This window comes from Streptococcus periodonticum (assembly GCF_003963555.1).
Lineage (GTDB): Bacteria > Bacillota > Bacilli > Lactobacillales > Streptococcaceae > Streptococcus > Streptococcus anginosus.
On record NZ_CP034543.1, the window covers coordinates 166,128 to 188,633 of the forward strand.

The window sequence follows — 22,506 nt, forward strand, 5'->3', positions numbered from 1 at the left end:
TATCGGATTCTTTTTTTCTATGATTTTTGACGAATGTTTTCTAAAATTTCTTGTGCTCTTTTGAGACTAAAATGTTTCTCAGAAATGAGCTGAGAAACCAGAGGAGCGATTTCTGTATCCTTAGCTCCCGCTAAAAGAGCTAGAGATTTGGCTTGTAGCTTCATGTGTCCGTGTTGAATACCGGTGCTAACCAACGCTTTCAAAGCCGCAAAATTTTGCGCTAAGCCGATAGACGCAATAATACTGGCTAACTCTTTTGCGGTTGGTTGTTTTAGCAAATCGAAGCTAACTTCCACCGTAGGGTTGAGCCCAATGGAACCCCCTTTTGTAGCAATAGGGAGCGGGAGAGTAATCTCTCCGCAGAGCTTTTGAGTGGCTTCCTTGATTGACCAAGTAGTCAATCCTTGATAGGAACCATTTCTACTAGCATAGGTATGCGCGCCTGCTTCAATCGCCCGCCAGTCATTTCCTGTCGCTAATACGACAGCATCAATTCCATTGAAAATGCCTTTGTTGTGGGTACTGGCACGGTAAGGATCTTGTTTGGCAAATTGGCTTGCCAGCACTATTTTCTTAGCAATGCCAAAGGCTTCTGATTTATTTCGACTGAGAAAACGAATATCAATTTCACAGGTGGCAGTGACCAAGGCTTCTGTTGCATAATTTGATAGAATTGCCATCAAGCTTTCACCGCCAGTCAACTCTTCTAATGCTGTTTTCAACGCTTCTAGCATGGTATTGAGGATATTGGCGCCCATAGCTTCTTGGGTGTCAACTGTTAGATAAACGACTAAAAATTCAGCTTCTCCATTTAGCCATTCTACACGTAAATCACGCGCACCACCTCCGCGGTTGACAATTGATGGGTGTGCTTGATTGGCCAGCTCTAGCAATTTTTGCTTGTGGTTTTGGATATTTTTTATAGCTACTTCGATATTTGCTACTTGATAGAGAGCAACTTGTCCAATCATTTGACGCCTGTGAATAGTCGTTTTGAAGCCCCCAGAGCGTTTAATAATTTTTGCTGCAAAGCTAGCAGCCGCAACGACAGAGGGCTCTTCTGTTACGAAAGGTACCTGATAAACTTCCTCGTCTACCACAACATCAGGAACGAAAGAGTAGGGCAGAGCAAATGTCGCCAGAACATTTTCGCTCATTTGGTCGGCTGTTGAGAGAGGGAGCATGTGATTATGTTCAAGGTTTGTTTGATTATCCTCGTTTAGTAAGTGATAGTCTTTTAAAATTTGCAAACGTTCTTGCAATGATTTTTTGGAAAAACCCGTCCAACTTATCTTCATATTATTTTTCCACCTTGATATATGTACGTTGGTGTTCTACGATTTCTGCTAAGGCAAAGTCTTGATTTTCATAGCCTGTGAAGTTAGCAGAGCCATTTTCATCTAGTTTTGCTTCTTCAAAAAATACCTTCTCATAATCTGGAATGCTTAAAGGCGTGCGCTTATTGAGTATTTCCATACGATTGGCTTTGAGTTGTTGGTTAAAACCTGCTACGAGTTGACCACTAAAGATTTCTGATACAGCTCCGCTTCCATAGCTAAAGAGCGCAATCCGATCGCCTGCTTTAAGTGTCGTACTATTTTCAAGTAGGGAAAGGAGACCTAAAAAGAGGGATCCCGTGTAGATATTCCCTACCTTTTGGCTGTAAAGAATGGATTGCTCAAAATTCGCTTGTAGTTGCTCTTGCTGCTCAATTGGCAAACTCTTATCCATAATCTTTTTCATACCCTTTAAAGCTAATTTAGGATAAGGCAAATGGAAGCAAACTGCTGCAAAATCTTTTAAGGACACTTGATTGCGCTTTTGGTACTCCGCCCAAGTTGTTTTTAGACTGTCTAAATACTGTTGCGTAGAATACATGCCATTGACAAACGGCGTTGTCGAATAATTTGGCCGCCAAAAGTCCATAATATCTCGTGTTTGAGCAACATTGTCTTCATTAAAACTGAGAATCCGTGGATTACTTGTGATGAGCATAGCCACTGCTCCAGCTCCTTGTGTTGGCTCCCCTGGTGTCTCAATACCGTATTTGGCAATATCGCTTGCAATGACCAAGACCTTTGAGTCTGGATGTTTTTCAACGTGTAGTTTTGCATAATCCAGTGCGGCAGTAGCACTATAGCATGCTTCTTTCATTTCAAAACTACGCGCAAATGGCTGAATTCCAAGCAAACCATGAATAAAAACAGCAGAAGCCTTGCTTTGGTCAATTCCAGATTCACTGGCCACAATCACCATGTCAATAGCCTGTTTATCTTCTTCAGTTAAAATAGATGCTGCTGCACTAGCTCCCATGGTTACAATATCTTCTGTGACTGGGGCGACACTGATTTCTTTTAGTAAAAGTCCCTTGCTTAGTTTTTCCGGGTCAATGTTGCGTGCGGCTGCTAAATTTTCTAATTTTAATACATAATTGGCTGTTGCAAAGCCAATTTTATCAATTCCAATGTTCATCATTACCTCTATATATTTTTCGGTTTGATACCAAACTTATTCTATTCCATTTTATCATAATTAAGGTAGAAACTGAGAAAAAAGCCTTCTTGCGAAAAGAAAGACTTGGGACATTTTCAGGAGTTATGTCGAATTATGAGGAGCGATGCTTTTGCAGGTAATGGTAGAGTCTGAGCACCACCGTACCACTTGCCATTCCAATTGAAATGACCAAGGCTAAAATCACCACCAAGGTAGCATTAACCATAGCATGACTATAATCTCCAGTGACAAAAAAGGCCGTTGTACGATAAGAAAGATAGCCCGGAACCAATGGAGCTAAAATGGCTAAGATAAAGACGACAGCAGGGGTTTTATAAAGAATGCTCAAAACTTGACTAATGCAAGATCCGATAATAGCTGCGATAAACGTAGCAATAATCACATTTGTTGGACCTTTTAATACATAATACAAAAGCCAGATGAACATTCCAAGGATTCCTCCTGGAATGAGCATTCTTTTTTGAACATTTAAAACGATTAAGAACATTACAATTGCAAGAAAACTTGCTGCAGCTTGTAGTAAGACAGTCAATGGATTCACCTTTTATTTCATTAAGACGAGAGCTACGGAAGTGCCAGCTCCGAGTGCCAGAGTAATTAACAGTGTTTCAAAAATTTTGCTCATACCAGAATTGAGATGATTGGTCATCAAATCACGTACGGCATTGGTCAGAGCAATACCGGGAACAAAAGGCATGACAGCACCAGCGATGATTAAGTCCGCACTGGAAGGAAAGCCAGAATAGCGCGCCCAGATCTGTGCCAGCAGACCAAAAATAAAAGCTCCGGCAAAAGCTGTGACAAAAGGAATGCGCACGTATTTATTGACCGAAAGAGAAAAGGCAAAGCCAAAGAAGGTCGCAAGAGCAGCGCCGAGCGCATCATAGAGATTGCCACCAAACATTATAGAGAAAAAAGGGGCACTAATAGTAGCAGCAAATGTCAGTTGCCTGTTTGTGTAAGGTGTCTTTTTCTTTTTTAGCTGAGTTAATTTCTCAAAAGCATCTTCAAGACTGATGTCCCCACTAACCAGTTCACGCGATACTTGATTGACATCGCATACTTTTTCGATATTGTAATTTGAATGAGTAATGCGTTTCATACGCGAAATATTGGTGTTTTCAATTGAAAAGAAAATGGCAACTGGCATTGCGAGTGCATTACAATCCATAATTCCTTGAGAATGAGCAATCCGAATCATGGTATCTTCAACCCGATAAATTTCAGAACCACTTTGAAGCAGAAGCGTACCTGCTAACATCAGGACATCAACAGTTAGATTAAATTTGTCTTCCCTTTCTACATCTCTTTTCTCCACCATTTTTACACCCTTTTCTTTTAACTAACAATACCTCTATTATAGCATAAAAAAGAAGAAAACCAGCTGGAATTTCCAACTGGTTTTTGAGAATAGAATTGAATTAGCTAAGGGCATCATCCATTGAAAGCACTTCGTGGAAGACACGTTGAGTCAATTCAGTTTTTTGTTCTTTAGTAAGGTATTTGGTATTGACACAGTAACCTGAGATACGAACGATAACATCTTCACCATTCATAATCTTATCATAGACATCTTTAAGATCCATAACGTTCAAGTTGACGTGTTGTCCTCCATTTTCAAAGTAACCGTCAAGAATTGTGACCAAGTTATCCACTTGTTCTTCACGAGTCTTACCAAGAGCACGAGGTGAAACTTGTGTAGTGAGAGAGATACCATCTGCTGCATAGCCAAAGTCAAGGCTGGCTAGTGAGTTGAGGTTTTGCAACCAACCACCACGAGCTTTGTTAGATGGGTTCGCACCTGGTGAGAAGAATTCTAATTTAGATAAGTTCACTGAACCATCTTCGTTGAGGTATACCCCTTTGTGGACCGGTGAGTTACCAGTTTGTTTAGAGTAAGCAACGTTGGAAGTGATCGTCAAGAGTGATACAGTTGCTTCAGCGTTCTTGTAAAGTCTGTGGCTACGAAGACGAGTTGTGTAGGCTTCAATCAGCCATTCGGCCAATTCGTTTGAGCGAGGATCGTCTTCACCCCAACGTGGATATTCGCCAGTAGTTTCGTAGTCGTAGATATAACCATTTTCGTCACGGATTGGTTTGACTGTCGCATACTTAATAGCTGACAATGTATCAACTGTATTGGCAAATCCACAGATACCAAATCCCATATTAGCACGTTGATGGGTTGGTAAGAAGGCCATTTGAACAGCTTCGTAGTTGTACTTGTCTGTCATGTAGTGAATGATGTTCAAAGCATCTACATAAGTGTCTGTCAACCAATCAAGTGATTTTTCAAAGTTTGCCTTAACAGATTCAAATTCAAGTACTTCGTCGCGGATAGGGTCAATATCAAATACTTTGTAATCTTTATGAACATCATCGTAACCACCGTTAAGACCTGTAAGAAGAGCTTTTAATACGTTTACACGAGCACCGAAGTATTGGATGTTATGGCGTTGTTCTTCATTTTCTGGGTCAAGTGGTGACACACAGCAAGAGATACAGCTCATTTCACCATAGCCATCTTTCGCCATTGTTGTTACACCTTCGTATTGGATAGAAGAGTGTTTGTGACTCATGTGCATGCAGTAATGACGGAATGAGTAAGGAAGTTTGTCAGTCCAGAGAACTGTCAAGTTTGGCTCTGGTGAGTTACCGATATTGTCAAGTGTATTCAAGAAACGGTAGTCCATTTTTGTCACACGGTGACGACCATCATTTCCCATACCTGCCATAGACGTTGTGATGAAGGTTGGGTCACCTGAGTAGAGTTGATCGTATGCTTTTGTACGAGCAAATTTTACAGTACGAAGTTTCAAGACGAAGTCATCAACAAATTCTTGGATCTCTGATTCTGTGAAAGTACCACGAGCAAGGTCGCGTTCTGCATAAATGTCAAGAACGATTGGCACACGTCCAAGAGAAGTAGCAGCACCATTTACGACACGGCAGACAGCCATGAAAGCGATATTCACCCATTGGATAGCTTCTTTTACATTCATTGCAGGTCTACGAACATCAAGTCCGTAAAGGTCACCCAGGCGGACAACTTCTTTCAATGATTGGTATTGAAGGTTGACTTCTTCGCGAAGACGAATAGTTTCTTCATCAATGTCTGTCAAAGCATTCCAATCTTCGACTTTTTCTGCCATCAAGTAATCTGCACCGTAAAGAGCAAGACGTGCGTAAACACCAATGATACGTCCACGTGAATAAGCATCTGGCAAACCTGTTACAGTGTGTGCGTGACGTGCACGACGGATATTTGTTGTGTAGGCACGGAAAATACCGTCATTTACAGTTGTTACGTATTTTGTGAAGATTTCATGCATCTTAGGATCTGGTTCATAGCCATGTTCCTTCAAAGCGGTTTCCGCCATACGGATACCACCTTTTGGCATGAAGTTGAGTTTGAACAGCTCATCGTTTTGGATACCATAAATCAATTCATTATCTTTGTCAATATATCCAGCTGGAATATCAGCGATTGAAGTAGCACGTGTATCCATTGGGAAACGTGTTTCTTCATAATGTGCTTTTGTATCTTCGATAATTTTTTTAATGTGAAGAGAGCGTTCAGTTGGACCAGCTAAGAAACTTTCATCTCCGTCATAAGGAGTGTAGTTTGCCTGTACAAAACGAGATACGCTAGCTTTTTCGCGCCAATCTTCCCCTTTGAAGCCTTCCCAGGCTTTGTCAAAAATATCCTGTGCTTCGACAACAGTTTTAACAACCATGTTTTTTTCCTCTTGTATCTTTCTAGTAACACAAATCTGTTACATTTATAAAATAAGTATATCATATAGTAATCGTTTCCACAAATGGAATCTGGTCATAAAAGTACTTTCTTTTATAATACAGATTAAAAAATCAGCGTAAATTGTATTATATTTTTGAAAAAATCAGCATATTTTCAAATATTTTGGAAAAAATGATAAAAATTGTATAATGGAGGAAAGAAAAGAGTCAAGAAAGGAGCTGTATTGATGTTAATTTTTCCCTTAATCAATGATACATCTCGGAAAATCATTCACATTGATATGGATGCCTTTTTTGCTTCGGTGGAAATCAGAGATAATCCTAAGTTAAAGGGTAAACCTGTCATCATTGGGAATGACCCCAGACAAACAGGTGGGCGGGGAGTCGTTTCTACCTGTAGCTATGAGGCACGAGCTTTTGGTGTTCACTCAGCCATGAGCTCCAAAGAAGCTTATGAGCGTTGTCCACAGGCGATTTTCATTTCGGGAAATTATGAGAAATATCAGGCAGTCAGTCAGCAAATTCGAGCCATTTTTAAACGATATACAGATGTGATTGAGCCAATCAGTATTGATGAAGCCTATCTGGACGTAACCAAAAATAAGCTGGGTATGAAATCTGCTGTCAAGATAGCCAAGCTAATCCAGCGTGAGATATGGACAGAGCTTCATTTGACCAGTTCTGCTGGTGTGTCCTACAATAAATTTTTGGCAAAAATAGCTAGTGACTATGAAAAACCTCACGGTTTGACGGTTATTTTGCCAGAAGAAGCAGAAGCCTTTCTCTCTCAAATGGATGTGGCAAAGTTTTACGGTGTTGGAAAAAAGACGGTGGAAAAGCTGCATGATATGGACGTTTATACAGGAGCAGATTTATTAGAAATTCCTGAGATGACCTTGATTGACTTGTTTGGTCGATTTGGATTTGACCTTTATCGCAAAGCAAGAGGAATCAGCAATTCACCAGTAAAAGTCAACCGTATTCGTAAGTCTATCGGCAAGGAAAGAACTTATGGGAAATTGCTCCATAACGAAGACGACATAAAAAAGGAGCTGACCCTTTTATCACAAAAGGTAGCTCGTAGTTTAAAAAAGCATGGAAAATCTGGTAGGACGATTGTTCTGAAGATTCGCTATGCGGATTTTTCAACATTGACAAAAAGGCATAGCTTAGCGACAAGAACGCAAGATGCGGAGCAGATTGAGCGCATTGCACATGAGATTTATGATAGCTTGGACGAGCAGACAAAAGGTGTGCGTCTTTTAGGAGTGACAGTAACAGGATTTGGGATGTAAAAAAGTTTGGGATGGGGAGTTCCAAACTTTTTTGGTTCTATAATTTCTGTAGTGGGTAACACCACTGCAGAGATTATGGAGTTATTTTTCTACCATTCGTCAAGTATATCAAGTTTTTTTGAAGTTTTAATTTTCAAAAATGTTGTTTTCATCAAGCAGTGGTCTTGTGTTGAGTGATTTTTGGCTAAAAAAGAGTACACAAAATCAACATCATACCTAGCGAAATTTTTTGTAAGGTGTTACAATGATAATGCATAGACGGCTTTAATGATTTTGGGTTAAAGTGTAATCGTAAAGTTTGTTATGCGTAATGAGGTAATACATTGTCTTTATGAGGCGATGCATTGAGGCAATCGTATGAGGCTTAGTTGAAGTCGTCTGCGATTGTCTTTTTCGTTTCTCATAAAAGTCCGCAATATGATAGGGCTTGGTATGACTGACCGAAGCAATGTTGTGAATGGTCTTGAAGAGAATTTTTCTGGCATGAGGATTGCCCCGTTTGGTGATGTGTTCTTAAGCCAGAAAGTTTCCAGATTCGTAGTGTCTGAGATCAATTCCAATAAAGGCGTTGATTTGATTGGCAGACTGAAAACGGCGAATATCTCCTAATTCGCCTATGATAGAGGTGGCTGTTGTTTCAGCGATACCAGGGATGGAGAGGAGAATCTTGTACTCTGGTAGGGGCTGGGTCGATTTCACCATCTCATCCAGCACAGCTTGTCTACGGTCAGAAAGTCTAACCAGTTCCTGAGCATAGTAACGAACCTCTTCGATCATTGGAGAGGTTTTCTTGGTAGCACAATAAGACTGTTTGGCTAACCCAATCAGTTTATCAACGAGATACTCCACTCGTTTATCAGAAATCCGCTTTGAAGTGGATTGGTGAATGATTTCAGCTAAGTCCTCCTCAGACAAGTCTAAGACGAAAGCTTTACTTGGGAATGCCCTCACCAGCTACCAGTATTGTTCACCTGTTGGCGCTGATAAAATAGACTCTATTTCTGGGAAGGTCACTTGCAGTACTTTGTGAAGCGGTTCTTAGTACGAACGGTATCCTCTGTCAGATTTTGATAGAAGCGACTCAAATCTCGCAAGTCTTGATAAACCTCCTCTTGAATATAGGTCGGTTTACGGTTCAAGATAAATTGTGACTGTGCTAACTTCTCTGCATCGATTTTATCTGTTTTACGGACACGCAAGTTGTCTAGTTGTTTCTTGGCTTCCAGAGGATTGAGCCGTGTATAAGCATAGCCATTTTCCTCAAGAAATGCCTAAAGGCGCCGTGAATAGACCCCAGTCGCCTCAAAGATGATTTCAGGGTGTTGAACGGTTTTTAAATCGCTCAAGAGACGTGCAAATCCAATGGTATCGTTGGACATGGTGTAGCCATGAACTTTCTCCCCATTCACTAAAATCGCTACCTCTGAGCTTGCCTTGCTCACATCAATTCCGAAAACAACTCTCATGAAATTACCTCTTTGTCTTGAATGATTCCTTGTTTTAGTGATGTTATTTTCAATACTCGACGTTGAACGTCCCACATACTTTGATAACATTCTTCCTAAAACAGGTGTCTTGCCAGTTTTGTGTACGACGTCTAGCGTCAAAAAGACCCTCGACTTAACAAGACACCTCTACTTTAACATAAAGAAAAAGAAGTGAGTACCATCTCCCGTCGGAGATTTCCTCACTACTAATCTTAGTATGTTTTGTTTTGTGAATATTGGTCATTTAGCATTTTAGTTGATTGTATTTTGTGATATAATGATTCAAATTATCAGTAAGGGAGGAGATTAGATGATAAAGAAAGTAGGAATTGTCAGTTTATCAAGCGGGATTATAGGAGAAAGTTTCGTTAGACATGAGTTTGAGCTGGGATTGAAGCGCTTGAAAGACTTGGGACTTGAAGTGACGTTTTTAGAGCATGCACAAAAGGGAATGGATTATCTGAAAGACCATCCTAAATCAAGAGCGCAAGATTTGATTCAAGCTTTTGAAGATCCTTCAATTGATATGATTTTATGTGCTATTGGTGGAGATGATACGTATCGATTGCTTTGAAGATAACCAATTAAAAAAGGTTGTGAATCAGAAAGTATTTTTAGGCTTTTCAGACACTACTATGAATCACCTCATGCTCCATAAGTTGGGAGTGAAGACTTTTTATGGTCAGTCATTTCTTGCTGATGTTTGTGAGTTAGAGGAAGAAATGCTGCCTTATACGCTTTCATATTTTAAGGAACTGATTGGAACAGGAACTATCTCAGAAATCAGATCGAGTAATGTCTGGTATGATGAAAGGACAGATTTTAGTGAAAAAGCCTTAGGAACGAAGCGGACTCGTCATGAAAATCAGGGATTTGAATTGCTGAAAGGAAAAGCAACATTTGAAGGGGAAATTTTAGGAGGCTGTTTGGAGTCGCTTTATCAGATATTTGATAATACAAGACATGAGGATACGATTGAACTGTGTGCTCACTATCAGCTATTTCCCAGTCTTTCAGAGTGGGAAGGAAAAATTCTTTTGTTGGAAACCAGTGAGGAAAAACCAGAACCAATTTTATATCGAAAAATGCTAGAAGCCTTAAAGGCGACAGGGATTTTTTCTGTTTTAAATGGGATTCTTGTCGGAAAACCAATGGATGAAACTTATTATGGAGAATATAAACAAATCCTGCTTGATGTCATTGATACAGATATTCCTATTTTATATAACTTAAATGTTGGACATGCTACCCCAAGAGCAATTGTTCCTTTTGGAGTGAAAGCTGAGGTGGATGCCAACGAGCAAGTCATTCGATTTTTGAATGAACTGAAATAACTTCAAAAGTGCAGGTTGAAGAATGACCTGCATTTTGCGTGTTGTTTACGAATTTAGTATAATAGGGGAAGCAAATGTAGAAAAGAGAAAAATATGCGAATTCGTGGTTTTGAGCTTGTTTCAAGCTTTAAAAATAAAAATTTACTGCCAAAGCGTGAGACGGCTCATGCGGCTGGTTATGACTTAAAAGTGGCAGAGCGTACAGTGATTGCGCCAAAAGAGATTAAGTTGGTGCCGACAGGTGTCAAGGCCTATATGCAGGCTGGTGAGGTGCTTTATCTTTATGATCGTTCCTCTAATCCACGTAAAAAAGGATTAGTTTTGATTAACTCTGTGGGCGTTATTGACGGGGATTACTATGGCAATTCGGGAAATGAAGGGCACATTTTTGCGCAAATGCAGAACATTACAGATCAAGAAGTGGTTTTAGAAGAAGAAGATCGTATCGTTCAAGCTGTCTTTGCACCATTTTTGCTTACTGATAATGATGAAGCAGACGGTGTACGGACAGGTGGTTTTGGAAGTACTGGGCATTAAGAAAGAGGAATCTATCATAGCCAAGAAAAAAACGACATTTGTTTGTCAAAATTGTGAATACCATTCGCCCAAGTATCTGGGGCGTTGTCCGAATTGTGGTGCTTGGTCGTCCTTTGTTGAAGAAGTCGAAGTTACAGAGGTTAAGAATGCGCGTGTTTCGCTGACGGGTGAAAAAAGTCGCCCGATGAAGTTAGCGGAGGTGACTTCTATCAATGTCAACCGTACCAAGACAGATATGGATGAGTTTAACCGCGTCTTGGGTGGCGGCGTGGTGCCAGGAAGTTTAGTTCTAATCGGAGGAGATCCCGGTATTGGGAAATCTACCCTTTTATTGCAGGTTTCGACCCAACTCTCTCACAAGGGAACGGTATTGTATGTCAGTGGGGAAGAGTCTGCTGAGCAGATTAAGTTGCGTGCGGAGCGATTAGGCGATATTGACAGTGAGTTTTATCTTTATGCCGAGACCAATATGCATCAGATTCGTGCTGAGATTGAAAAAATTAAGCCAGATTTCTTGATTATAGACTCTATTCAGACGATTATTTCGCCAGAAATTTCCAGCGTGCAAGGGTCGGTTTCACAAGTCCGAGAAGTGACAGCGGAGCTGATGCAGTTGGCAAAAACCAACAATATTGCCACCTTTATCGTGGGCCATATGACCAAGGAAGGAACGCTGGCTGGACCTAGAACCTTGGAACACATGGTGGATACGGTACTTTATTTTGAAGGTGAGCGACAGCATACTTTTCGTATTTTGCGGGCGGTCAAAAATCGCTTCGGCTCTACGAATGAAATCGGCATTTTTGAGATGCAGTCAGGTGGGCTGGTTGAAGTGCTCAATCCTAGTCAGGTTTTCTTAGAGGAGCGTTTAGATGGGGCAACAGGCTCTTCTATCGTGGTGACTATGGAGGGGACGCGTCCAATCCTTGCGGAAGTACAGGCTTTGGTGACACCGACCATGTTTGGCAATGCCAAGCGGACAACGACAGGATTGGATTTCAATCGTGCTAGTCTGATTATGGCTGTTTTGGAAAAGCGAGCAGGGTTATTATTGCAAAATCAAGATGCCTACCTCAAGTCAGCAGGCGGTGTCAAATTAGATGAGCCAGCTATTGACTTAGCTGTTGCCGTTGCAATTGCTTCGAGTTATAAAGATTTGCCAACGAATCCACAAGAATGTTTTATTGGTGAAATCGGTCTGACGGGCGAAATCCGCCGTGTCAATCGCATTGAGCAGCGTATCAATGAAGCTGCTAAGCTGGGCTTCACCAAAGTTTACGCTCCTAAAAACTCTCTGAACGGATTGAACATTCCCGAAACTATTGAAGTTATTGATGTAACAACGATTGGTGAAGTGTTGAAGAAGGTGTTTGGGTAAGTCAGTGTAACTGAGCAGTGAATTGATAGGTGAGACAGACGGTGGCTTCTACATTGCTAAGGAAATTCTGTAAATGATTGGAAGAATAATAAAGTTTCATCGTTTCTGTTATTTCTTTTCGACAACTATGTGGTATAATAGTAACGTTTGAAATAAAAACAGGTTTTTCCTGTTGAAAATATAAGATAAAAATTAGGAGACATACAATTGGCGAATCAAATTCGTGTGCGTTATGCACCAAGTCCAACGGGACTGTTACACATTGGGAATGCGCGGACTGCGCTCTTTAATTATCTTTACGCTCGTCACTACGGCGGAACTTTTATCATTCGGATTGAAGATACTGACCGTAAACGTCATGTGGAAGACGGGGAACGTTCGCAGTTGGAAAATCTGCGTTGGTTAGGAATTGATTGGGATGAGAGCCCAGAAACGCATGAAAAATATCGCCAGTCTGAACGCTTGGACATTTACCAAAGCTATATCAATGAGTTACTTGAAAAAGGCTTGGCTTACAAATCATATGTGACGGAGGAAGAGCTGGCAGCAGAGCGTGAGCGTCAGGAAGCTGCTGGAGAAACACCTCGTTACATCAATGAATATCTGGGAATGTCTGAAGATGAAAAAGCAGCTTATATCGCAGAGCGTGAAGCAGCAGGCATTGTTCCAACAGTCCGTCTTGTGGTCAATGAATCTGGTATTTACAAGTGGAACGATCTTGTCAAAGGTGAGATTGAATTTGAAGGTGGTAACATTGGTGGTGATTGGGTTATCCAGAAAAAAGATGGCTATCCGACCTATAATTTTGCGGTGGTGGTAGATGATCACCTAATGAAAATTTCCCATGTTATTCGTGGGGATGACCACATTGCCAATACCCCTAAGCAGCTCATGGTGTACGAAGCGCTCGGTTGGGAAGCGCCACAATTTGGTCACATGACCTTGATTATTAACTCCGAAACGGGTAAGAAATTGTCCAAACGTGATACAAACACGCTTCAATTTATCGAAGATTACCGTAAGAAAGGCTACCTGCCTGAAGCCGTCTTCAACTTTATTGCCCTCCTTGGCTGGAATCCTGGCGATGAAAATGAAATCTTCTCTCGTGAAGAATTGATCCAACTCTTTGATGAACATCGTCTCAGCAAGTCTCCGGCTGCTTTTGACCAAAAGAAATTAGACTGGATGAGCAATGAATACATTAAAAATGCGGATTTTGAAACCATTTTTGAGATGGCGAAACCTTACTTGGAAGCGGCTGGTCGTTTGACTAACAAAGCTGAAAAGTTGGTTGAACTCTATAAGCCACAAATGAAATCTGTAGATGAAATTGTACCGCTCACAGACCTTTTCTTTGAAGATTTTCCAGAGCTAACGGCAGAAGAAAAAGAGTTTATGGCAGGCGAAACGGTACCAACGGTTTTGAAAGCCTTTAAAGAAAAATTGGAAGCTATGAGTGATGAAGACTTCAAGTCAGAAAATATCTTCCCGCAAATCAAGGCAGTACAAAAAGAAACGGGTATCAAGGGAAAGAACCTCTTTATGCCAATTCGTATTGCTGTTTCAGGCGAGATGCACGGTCCAGAATTACCAGACACCATCTACCTGCTTGGACGTGAAAAATCCATTGAGCACATCGAAAATATGTTGAAGAACATCCAATAAATTTAACGAAAGAAGCTGAGACCAAAGTGCCCAGCTTCCTTTGTTTTATATAGTTAGAATTATAAGACGCAGTGGTTGAGTGGACTCTAATACGTTGATAAATCAACTTTTACAGCCCTACTCAATCGTGCGGAGATGGGACAGAAATCAAGTTTCTACGAAACTACTGATTTCTGTCCCACTCTCTTTTGCTTTCATATTATGAAATGCTTGATTTTATGTTATAATAACCCTTAATACTAGATCAAAGTGAGGAATGCTTATGCCAGCTACTAAAATGACCGCACAGGAAATTATTCAGTTTATAGCGGATGCTAAGAAAAAGACAAATGTAAAAGTGACTTTTGAAGGAAAACTAGCGGGCGAAGTGCCGAATTCTGTTGTCAAATTGAGCAATGTTCTATTTGGTGACTGGGAAGAAATTAAACCTCTTTTGGTTAATCTAGAAGAGAATAAAACCTATGTGGTGGAGCAGGATGCCCGAAACTCTGCCGTGCCGCTGTTAGACAAGCGTGAGGTCAATGCTCGGATTGAGCCAGGCGCTATTATCCGCGACCAGGTGGAAATCGGTGATAATGCTGTGATTATGATGGGAGCTGTTATCAATATCGGAGCTGAAATTGGTGCTGGAACGATGATTGATATGGGAGCCGTTTTGGGTGGTCGAGCTATTGTTGGAAAAAACAGCCACGTGGGTGCTGGGACTGTTCTTGCCGGTGTCATTGAGCCTGCCAGCGCAGATCCTGTCCGAGTGGGGGACAATGTCTTGATAGGGGCCAATGCTGTCGTTATTGAAGGAGTGCAGATTGGCAATGGTTCTGTCGTCGCTGCAGGGGCTATTGTGACGAAGGATGTGCCAGAAAATGTTGTTGTAGCTGGTGTGCCAGCGCGTGTGATTAAGAAAATTGATGAACAAACCCAGCAGAAAACAGCATTGGAAGACGTTCTTCGGACGCTTTAAAGAGGGAAATGTATGATTGATTATCAAAAAATTCGCCGAGACTTGCATCAAATTCCGGAGATTGGACTGGAAGAGTATAAGACTCATGCCTATCTGATGCGAGTGATTGATGAGTTGACTGCTGGCTTGGATTTCGTTGAGATTCGGACTTGGCGTACGGGAATTTTAGTCTTTATCAAAGGGAGTACACCTACTAAGACAATTGGCTGGCGGACAGATATTGACGGTTTGCCGATTGTTGAGGAGACAGGGTTTGCCTTTGCTAGTCAACATGAGGGACGTATGCATGCCTGTGGGCATGATATGCACATGACAATCGCTCTGGGTTTGTTGGAGAAATTAACTACTGAGCAGCCTAAGAATAATCTACTTTTTCTTTTCCAGCCAGCTGAGGAAAATGAAGCTGGGGGTATGCTGATGTATGAAGATGGAGCCTTTGGCGATTGGTTGCCAGATGAATTTTATGGGCTTCATGTGCGACCTGACCTCAAGGTAGGAGATATTGCTACGAATACTAGTACACTTTTTGCAGGGACTTGTGAAGTTAAATTAATTTTTAAGGGCAAGGGTGGTCATGCTGCATTTCCACATAATGCTAATGACGCTTTGGTAGCAGCTAGCTATTTTATCACTCAGGTTCAGACCATTGTGAGTCGCAATGTAGATCCGATTGAAGGAGCTGTCGTCACCTTTGGTGAATTCCATGCTGGAACAACGAATAATGTGATTGCTGAAACTGCCTTTCTGCACGGAACCATTCGAACATTGACGCAGGAGATGAATTTGCTCACTCAAAAACGCCTGCGGGAAATCGCTGAAGGAGTAGCCCAGTCTTTTGGTGTAGAGCTTGATTTGGAGCTGAAACAAGGTGGTTATCTTCCTGTGGAAAATCATCCTGAATTAGCTGCTCAATGTATGAACTTTTTCCAAAAAGAGAGTGATGTGCATATGATTGATATTTCACCCGCAATGACCGGTGAGGACTTTGGTTATCTGCTCAGTAAAGTCAAGGGTGTGATGTTCTGGCTGGGGATTGATAGTCCTTATGCACTTCATCATCCTAAAATGGCGCCAGATGAAGCAGCCTTGCCTTTTGCTATTGAAAAATTTGGGAAGTTTTTAAGTGCAAAAGTTAATGAATGATGGACTGGGAATGTTGATAATATTTCTGATCGAGGAGAAGATAAATGAAGGCAGATTTGCGCAAAACTATAGTCAGGAAAATGAAAGAGCAGGAATTGATAGTAAAACAGCAGAGAGATGCTTTGCTCACTCAGTACTTGCTGGAATCTTCTGCTTATCAACAAGCTAGAACAGTTGCTACTTATTTATCTTTGCCACACGAGTTTGATACAAGGATTTTCATCAGGCAGGCTCAAGCAGATGGCAAGCGGGTTTTGGTCCCTAAGACTTATCCCCAAGGGCGCATGACTTTTGTAGATTATAATCCAAATGACTTGGAATTGACTGTTTTTGGTATCTGGGAACCAAGAAGTGAACGAACGGTGGAAAAATCTCATATTGATTTGATACATGTTCCGGGTGTTGCTTTTAACAAAAAAGGCTATCGTATTGGCTATGGAGGTGGCTATTATGACCGCTATTTGGCTGATTTTAAAGGGATGACAGTAAGTACAATTTATCCTTACCAGTTAGTTGATTTTCAACCAGATGATTGTGATATTCCCGTTCAGGAGGTATTGATTTGTGAATAAAATTTATGATAAACGTTATCCAGTAACGAGCTTATTGTTGCTTATCACGACAGGAGTTTTCCTAGCAATGTTTCTGTTGCGTGGCTTTAATTATGCTAGTACCCAAACGATTTATGAATTTGGGGCAATGAATGGTCGAACAATCCAATATTTTCCAAGTCAGATTTGGCGCTTGGTATCGGCGATTTTTGTTCATATCGGCTTGGAGCATTTTGTGATGAATATGATTACGCTGTATTTTATCGGACGACAAGCTGAGGATATTTTTGGCTCGTGGAATTTTCTGTTTCTTTATCTGATGTCTGGTATTTTAGGAAATGTCTTTGTCTTCTTTTTCACTTCAAGTGCTGTGGCTGCAGGTGCCTCTACATCTTTGTTTGGGATTTTTGGTGCTATTATTACTTTGCGCTATGCGGTGCGAAATCCTTACATTCAGCAACTCGGTCAATCGTACTTAGTTCTTCTGGTTATGAACTTAGTGTTGAGTTTGACACCGGGAATTAGTCTGGCAGGACACTTAGGTGGTGCAGTCGGAGGCGCTTTGTGTGCGGTTATTTTTCCAGTCCGTGGGGAAAGAAGAGCTTATCAAGTGGGGCAACGGTTATTGGCGTTGATTGCTTATATTGTTTTAGCTTTGGGAATGATTTGGTTAGCTTTTAATCGAAGCATATAAAAAGAGGTTAGATAGACTGCTGTATCTCGCAGCAATCTATCTAACCTCTTTTTGCTTTATATTTGTTGACCAACTAAAATCTTTGCAGCAATCGTGATGTCAGTTAATGGTGACCAATCTATTTTATCAATGTCAATATTAAAAAGAAGCGGTGTCATATGAAGAAGTGCCGCTTTTTCGTTTTCTCTCAAGTTGAAAGTAGCTGCAACGTCATAAGAATTTGTAATGGTAAAGGCTTCTTCAAAATGCTCAATGATTTTGTGATTGAAATAATTTGTGTTTGTTAATTGCTCGGCAACGATACTACGAATTTCTTGCAAGTGTTGGCTGCTAGGAATAACCTTAATGAGCAAGCCGTTTTTCTGCAAGACGCGCTGAAATTCTTGGTAATTGGCAGGAGAGAAGATGTCTAAAATCATATCCATGCTAGCATCTTGAATAGGGATGTGCGCCAGATCTCCAACAAACCAATTTACCGTCAGGCTGTGGTCACTTTTGGCTGCTAGTTGAATAGACTCTTTTGACAAATCGAATGCATAGATATGTTTATCTGGTAATTGTGCTTGCAAATTTCGAGCATAATAGCCTTCTCCGCAACCAATGTCCAGCAGATTACCATGTTGTGGTAAAGATGATAAAATTTCTAGTAATTTCTTCAAAATTGGCTGGTAAAATCCTGCTTCGAGAATCAATTGTCGATTTTGAAAGTTGGATTTATCGTAGTCTTTTGATTGCTTCACCTGTGGAGCCAAGTTGACATAGCCAAACTTTGCCAAGTCGAAGGAATGCTTATTTTTGCATTTGAGACTATTTTCTGCTAAAAACAAGGCTTGCTGACAAAAAGGGCAAGAAAAAAGCTTAGCTGTTTCAAAGCGTTTAAGTTTGGGTTTCATGCGTTTTCTCTTTCATCAATTTCTATGTCTAGTGTAACATGTGAGAAATGCTTTGACAAGTAGATAAAGAAAGGGAATTTTAAAATGAACCACACTTTTAAAGCGGTTGGAGCTAAAACAAGCACTATGACAATATGCTTTTTGCTAGTGAGAATGAAAAGAAGCTGGAGCGAAAAGTCTCCAGCTTCAAAGTATATAGCGCAATAAACCAACGATGTAGTAGTTGATTGCTCTCTTTCCTATTTTAGTAAGTCAAAACAAAATATTTTTTCTTACCACGACGAATAACAGTTAGTTCGTTTTCTAATTTATCAGCGTCCGTTAATCTGTAGTCAAGGTCTTGAATGCGTTCACCATTGATATAAATAGCGCCGTTTTGGACATCTTCACGCGCTTGGCGTTTAGAGTTGACAACGCCAGCCGTTACCAAAAGTTCTACGATATTGAGATTATCATCTGCTTTCACTTGATAATTTGGTACGCCGCGAAGTCCTTGTTTCAGCTCTTTGACAGAAAGATTTTTGATATTTCCGGCAAAAAGCTGCTCGGTGATATTGAGTGCTTCTTTGTAGGCTTTTTCACCGTGCACGAGTGTAACGACTTCTCGCGCTAAGATTTTTTGTGCCAAACGTTCATGTGGAGCTGCTTCAAATTGTTTTCCGATTTCTTCGATTTCATCAAGCGGAAGAAGAGTGAAAATTTTAAGGAAACGAACGGCATCAGCGTCCATGACATTCATCCAGAATTGGTACATTTCGTAAGGACTGGTTTTATCAGCATTGAGCCATACAGCGTTGCCTTCTGACTTACCAAATTTCTTACCGGTTGCGTCTGTGATAAGGGGCACTGTAATAACGTGAGCTGTTTTGTCTGCCTTCCGACGAAGCAATTCAGTACCAGCAGTCATATTGCCCCATTGGTCAGAACCACCGATTTGTAAAGTGACACCGTATTGGCGATTTAGCTCAAAAAAGTCATAGCCTTGCATGATTTGGTAAGCAAACTCGGTATAAGAAATCCCTGTTTCAATTCGTTTTTTTACGGATTCTTTACTCATCATGTAGTTGACGGTGAAATATTTTCCGACATCGCGCAGAAAGTCAATAAAGCTAATATCAGAGAACCAGTCGTAGTTGTTGACCATTTCAGCCTTGTTATCACCATTTTCAAAATCAAGAAAACGAGATACTTGCGCTTGAATGCTTCGTACCCAGCCCTCAACTGTGTCTTTTGTTTGTAAACTCCGCTCTGTATCTTTAAATGATGGATCGCCAATTAAGCCAGTTGCACCGCCGACGAGAGCGTAGGGTTTGTGACCTGCCAACTGTAAATGTTTCATGACAAGGATTGGTACAAGATGACCGAGGTGCAGGCTGTCAGCTGTTGGATCATATCCAGAATAAAAACTAACATTTCCTTCCGCTAAGGCTTTGCGCAACGCTTCTTCGTCAGTTGTTTGAAAAACCAAACCACGTTCTTTTAGCTCATCAAAAATGTGCATGTCTGTCTCTCCTTTATAAAATTTCTAGTTATTGTAACATTGTATCACAAACAGCCATTAGAATGTAGTAAAATTGCAAAAATAATTTTTAAAAAACAATGATTCTAGCCAAGGATTGCCTTTCCTGTTGTCAGAAGTTTCATAAATTTGCTATAATAGGCAGAGAACGTTCAAGGAGAAAGAATGAGTAAACAAGTTTTTGAAAAGATCAAACGATTGTTTGAGAATTTTTTTCAAACAGATCGTCCTAGCAAAAATGAAAAAGAAAGCTGGACACTTTGGAGTGTTGGCGAGACTGTCCTTCGTACTCTGAAATTATTATCAAATGTCTTTTTTGTATTTGTTTTTTTAGGTTGCTTGTTTGGTGGAGGCATTGCATTAGGATATGGTGCACGAATCTTTGACAAGGTTGAAACTCCTAAAAAAGAAGAGCTCATCAAAAAAATTCAAGATATTTCAACCATTTCTGAATTAAAATATGCTGATGGCAGCTCCATTTCAGCCATTGATAGTGATTTGTTGCGAGTGCCAATTAAGAGTAAAGATATTTCTGACAATGTGAAAAAAGCAGTCATTGCGACAGAAGATGAGAATTTTCGGAAGCACAATGGGGTTGTCACAAAAGCTGTTTTGCGGGCGACGCTAGGCTCTGTTGCAGGGATTGGTTCCTCAAGTGGAGGTTCTACCTTAACTCAACAGTTAATCAAGCAACAAGTTGTTGGCGATGCTCCAACCTTTAGTCGTAAAGCATCAGAAATCATTGATGCGCTGGCTTTAGAACGCTACATGAGCAAAGACGATATTTTAACGACTTATTTGAATGTGGCACCGTTTGGGAGAAATAACAAAGGGCAAAATATTGCTGGTGTGGAAGAAGCTGCACAAGGAATTTTTGGAGTTCCTGCCAGCAAATTGACAATTCCTCAAGCAGCTTTTATTGCCGGTTTACCACAAAGTCCGATTGTTTACTCTCCTTATGCAGCTGATGGTAGCCTGAAAAGTGCTAAAGATATGACTTTTGGTCTCAATCGTGCGAAAAATGTTATTTACAATATGTACCGAACAGGTGCGATTAGTAAAAACGAGTACCAATTGTATAAAGATTATGATTTAAAACGAGACTTTTTACCAAGTGATACGACTTCAGCAAGAACACATGACTATCTATATTACGTTGCTATGAAAGAAGCTCAAAAAGCAATGTATGATTACTTAATCAAACGTGACAATGTTTCACAGCAAGAGTTGAAAAATGATGCAACAGTGAAAGCTTACAGAGAACTAGCTGCGAAAGAGTTGAGTGAAGGCGGCTACACTGTCACCACAACTATTAATAAGAATGTGCATAATGCAATGCAAAATGCAGTAGCTAATTTTGGTAGTGTCTTAGATGATGGAACAGGTGCAGTCGAAGCTGGAAATGTCCTCATGGATAATCGCACAGGAGCTATTTTGGGGTTTGTGGGAGGACGTGATTATGCTTCTAACCAGAACAACCATGCATTTGATACAGAGCGCTCACCAGGCTCAACCATTAAGCCGATTTTAGCCTATGGTATTGCCATAGACCAAGGGCTTATGGGAAGTGCCAGCATGCTGTCTAACTACCCTGCAAATTTCTCTAGCGGTGAGCCGATTATGCACGTAGATAGCCGTGGTACAGCCATGATGGACTTGCAGGAAGCTTTGAATACTTCTTGGAACATTCCAGCTTATTGGACCTATAAATTGCTTCGTGACAAAGGAGTTAATGTCCAAGGGTACATGGAGAAAATGGGCTATCAAATTGAAAATTATGATATTGAAAGTCTGCCAATGGGAGGAGGTATTGAAGTATCTGTCGCCCAACACACCAATGGTTTCCAAACTTTAGCCAATAATGGGGCATACCAAGAGCGCTATATGATTGAAAAGATTACGACAAAAAACGGGAAAGTTGTCTATGAACACAAAGCAAAACCTGTTCAGGTTTACTCTAAGGCAACGGCGACGATTATGCAAAGTCTTATGCGTGGGGTATTGAGTTCGGGTGCTACGACGACCTTCAAATCTCGTTTAACGCAGATTAATAGCGGTTTAGCTAGTGCTGATTGGATTGGTAAAACGGGTACGACTAACAGTAATGGTGACATGTGGCTCATGGTATCCACTCCTAAATTAACGTTAGGTGGTTGGATTGGTCATGACAATAATGCTTCAATGGCAGCTTTGACGGGTTACAATAATAATGCGCAGTATATGGCTCAACTAGTAAATGCAATTTATCAAGCCGACCCAAGTCTCTGGGGAGTTGGTGATAAGTTCAACCTAGATTCTAGTGTTATTAAGTCCAATGTTCTTAAAGCAACGGGTGAACGAGCTGGCACAGTAACAGTCAATGGTCGCAGTATGAACCTGACCGGACAGACAGTTACTAGTTACTGGGCAAAAAACGGTGCTCCGATGACCACCTATAAATTTGGAATCGGTGGTACAGATAGTGATTATCAAAAAGCTTGGGCAGCACTTTTAGGCGGACGCTAAATAAAGGTAAATAAAAACACTTTCATAAGTAAAAAACTTGAAAAGCAGAGTTAAATAAGGTATAATATTACTAATAATTTGTCGTCTGCTTTATTTGAAATATTGTCCATATAAAGCTTACAGCAGTTAAATCATACTTTTAGAGTCAGATTTAGCTGCTCTTTTTGTGCCTATTTTTAGGATTTTTGTGGTTTGTTATCAAAACTTAAAGATTCTGAAAATTACTTACAAAGGACAAATGAAAATTGCTACTCTATCATGTAATAGAGAA

The 22,506-nt window shown here is 40.6% G+C and carries 16 protein-coding genes and 2 pseudogenes; 10 read left to right on the forward strand and 8 right to left on the reverse strand.

The window, feature by feature from the left end; genetic code table 11:
- Positions 1–17: 17 nt before the first annotated feature.
- The 5 genes from EHW89_RS00905 to pflB form a co-directional block, all read right to left on the reverse strand.
- Positions 18–1,298 carry a hydroxymethylglutaryl-CoA reductase, degradative gene (locus tag EHW89_RS00905; protein ID WP_126466425.1) on the reverse strand — a complete coding sequence of 427 codons (1,281 nt, stop codon included), beginning with the start codon at positions 1,296–1,298 and terminating at the stop codon, positions 18–20.
- 1 nt (position 1,299) lies between these two features.
- Entirely contained in the window at positions 1,300–2,472 is a 1,173-nt protein-coding gene (locus EHW89_RS00910) for a hydroxymethylglutaryl-CoA synthase (protein WP_126468025.1), read from the reverse strand.
- Between the two features lie 133 nt (positions 2,473–2,605).
- Positions 2,606–3,055: a threonine/serine exporter family protein gene (locus EHW89_RS00915; RefSeq protein WP_106101157.1), complete on the reverse strand. Its 450-nt coding sequence runs from the start codon at positions 3,053–3,055 to the stop codon at positions 2,606–2,608.
- Positions 3,056–3,058: 3 nt separating this feature from the next.
- The gene (locus EHW89_RS00920; RefSeq protein ID WP_070672797.1) at positions 3,059–3,835 is read right to left on the reverse strand and encodes a threonine/serine exporter family protein; all 777 of its coding nucleotides are present in this window, start codon (positions 3,833–3,835) and stop codon (positions 3,059–3,061) included.
- Between the two features lie 100 nt (positions 3,836–3,935).
- A complete protein-coding gene (gene pflB / locus EHW89_RS00925; RefSeq protein WP_126466426.1) occupies positions 3,936–6,251 on the reverse strand; it encodes a formate C-acetyltransferase in 2,316 nt (771 codons plus the stop codon).
- A gap of 249 nt (positions 6,252–6,500) precedes the next feature.
- Here pflB and dinB point away from each other — a divergent pair, with 249 nt between their 5' ends.
- The gene (dinB, locus tag EHW89_RS00930; protein ID WP_126468027.1) at positions 6,501–7,568 is read left to right on the forward strand and encodes a DNA polymerase IV; all 1,068 of its coding nucleotides are present in this window, start codon (positions 6,501–6,503) and stop codon (positions 7,566–7,568) included.
- 264 nt (positions 7,569–7,832) lie between these two features.
- Here dinB and EHW89_RS00935 read toward each other — a convergent pair.
- Positions 7,833–9,034: pseudogene (locus tag EHW89_RS00935) on the reverse strand (IS110 family transposase).
- 331 nt (positions 9,035–9,365) lie between these two features.
- On the opposite strand from EHW89_RS00935, the pseudogene EHW89_RS00945 reads away from it, so the two are divergent.
- The 8 genes and pseudogenes from EHW89_RS00945 (at position 9,366) to EHW89_RS00980 (ending at position 17,318) form a co-directional block, all read left to right on the forward strand.
- Positions 9,366–10,389, forward strand: a pseudogene (locus EHW89_RS00945) (S66 family peptidase).
- A gap of 93 nt (positions 10,390–10,482) precedes the next feature.
- A complete protein-coding gene (locus EHW89_RS00950; RefSeq protein ID WP_049507000.1) occupies positions 10,483–10,926 on the forward strand; it encodes a dUTP diphosphatase in 444 nt (147 codons plus the stop codon).
- Positions 10,907–12,304: a DNA repair protein RadA gene (radA, locus tag EHW89_RS00955; RefSeq protein ID WP_126468029.1), complete on the forward strand. Its 1,398-nt coding sequence runs from the start codon at positions 10,907–10,909 to the stop codon at positions 12,302–12,304. Before EHW89_RS00950 ends, radA begins: the two co-directional genes overlap by 20 nt.
- 207 nt (positions 12,305–12,511) lie before the next feature.
- The gene (gltX, locus tag EHW89_RS00960; RefSeq protein ID WP_126466427.1) at positions 12,512–13,969 is read left to right on the forward strand and encodes a glutamate--tRNA ligase; all 1,458 of its coding nucleotides are present in this window, start codon (positions 12,512–12,514) and stop codon (positions 13,967–13,969) included.
- Between the two features lie 262 nt (positions 13,970–14,231).
- The gene (dapD, locus tag EHW89_RS00965) at positions 14,232–14,930 is read left to right on the forward strand and encodes a 2,3,4,5-tetrahydropyridine-2,6-dicarboxylate N-acetyltransferase (protein ID WP_126466428.1); all 699 of its coding nucleotides are present in this window, start codon (positions 14,232–14,234) and stop codon (positions 14,928–14,930) included.
- A 12-nt stretch (positions 14,931–14,942) separates the two neighbouring features.
- Positions 14,943–16,073 (forward strand): N-acetyldiaminopimelate deacetylase, encoded by a 1,131-nt coding sequence (locus tag EHW89_RS00970; protein WP_126466429.1) that lies wholly within the window; start codon positions 14,943–14,945, stop codon positions 16,071–16,073.
- 44 nt (positions 16,074–16,117) lie between these two features.
- Positions 16,118–16,645 carry a 5-formyltetrahydrofolate cyclo-ligase gene (locus EHW89_RS00975; RefSeq protein WP_126466430.1) on the forward strand — a complete coding sequence of 176 codons (528 nt, stop codon included), beginning with the start codon at positions 16,118–16,120 and terminating at the stop codon, positions 16,643–16,645.
- Complete coding sequence (locus tag EHW89_RS00980; RefSeq protein WP_126466431.1) at positions 16,638–17,318, forward strand: rhomboid family intramembrane serine protease; 681 nt, start codon at positions 16,638–16,640, stop codon at positions 17,316–17,318. The genes EHW89_RS00975 and EHW89_RS00980 overlap by 8 nt, the downstream gene beginning before the upstream one ends.
- Positions 17,319–17,374: 56 nt before the next feature.
- On the opposite strand, the gene EHW89_RS00985 is transcribed toward EHW89_RS00980, so the two are convergent.
- Together EHW89_RS00985 and tyrS are read right to left on the reverse strand one after the other, a co-directional pair.
- A complete protein-coding gene (locus EHW89_RS00985) occupies positions 17,375–18,211 on the reverse strand; it encodes a putative RNA methyltransferase (protein WP_126466432.1) in 837 nt (278 codons plus the stop codon).
- A gap of 244 nt (positions 18,212–18,455) precedes the next feature.
- Positions 18,456–19,712: a tyrosine--tRNA ligase gene (gene tyrS, locus EHW89_RS00990; RefSeq protein WP_049517023.1), complete on the reverse strand. Its 1,257-nt coding sequence runs from the start codon at positions 19,710–19,712 to the stop codon at positions 18,456–18,458.
- Positions 19,713–19,895: 183 nt separating this feature from the next.
- Here tyrS and pbp1b point away from each other — a divergent pair, with 183 nt between their 5' ends.
- Complete coding sequence (pbp1b, locus tag EHW89_RS00995) at positions 19,896–22,235, forward strand: penicillin-binding protein PBP1B (RefSeq protein WP_126466433.1); 2,340 nt, start codon at positions 19,896–19,898, stop codon at positions 22,233–22,235.
- The last annotated feature ends 271 nt before the right edge of the window (positions 22,236–22,506 follow it).

Coding starts and splice junctions, on each gene's coding strand:
- EHW89_RS00905 (WP_126466425.1), bottom strand. CDS start 1,298: ATGAAGATAAGTTGGACGGGTTTTTCCAAAAAATCATTGCAAGAACGT.
- EHW89_RS00910 (WP_126468025.1), bottom strand. CDS start 2,472: ATGAACATTGGAATTGATAAAATTGGCTTTGCAACAGCCAATTATGTA.
- EHW89_RS00920 (WP_070672797.1), bottom strand. CDS start 3,835: ATGGTGGAGAAAAGAGATGTAGAAAGGGAAGACAAATTTAATCTAACT.
- pflB (WP_126466426.1), bottom strand. CDS start 6,251: ATGGTTGTTAAAACTGTTGTCGAAGCACAGGATATTTTTGACAAAGCC.
- dinB (WP_126468027.1), top strand. CDS start 6,501: ATGTTAATTTTTCCCTTAATCAATGATACATCTCGGAAAATCATTCAC.
- EHW89_RS00950 (WP_049507000.1), top strand. CDS start 10,483: ATGCGAATTCGTGGTTTTGAGCTTGTTTCAAGCTTTAAAAATAAAAAT.
- dapD (WP_126466428.1), top strand. CDS start 14,232: ATGCCAGCTACTAAAATGACCGCACAGGAAATTATTCAGTTTATAGCG.
- EHW89_RS00970 (WP_126466429.1), top strand. CDS start 14,943: ATGATTGATTATCAAAAAATTCGCCGAGACTTGCATCAAATTCCGGAG.
- EHW89_RS00975 (WP_126466430.1), top strand. CDS start 16,118: ATGAAGGCAGATTTGCGCAAAACTATAGTCAGGAAAATGAAAGAGCAG.
- EHW89_RS00985 (WP_126466432.1), bottom strand. CDS start 18,211: ATGAAACCCAAACTTAAACGCTTTGAAACAGCTAAGCTTTTTTCTTGC.
- tyrS (WP_049517023.1), bottom strand. CDS start 19,712: ATGCACATTTTTGATGAGCTAAAAGAACGTGGTTTGGTTTTTCAAACA.
- pbp1b (WP_126466433.1), top strand. CDS start 19,896: ATGAGTAAACAAGTTTTTGAAAAGATCAAACGATTGTTTGAGAATTTT.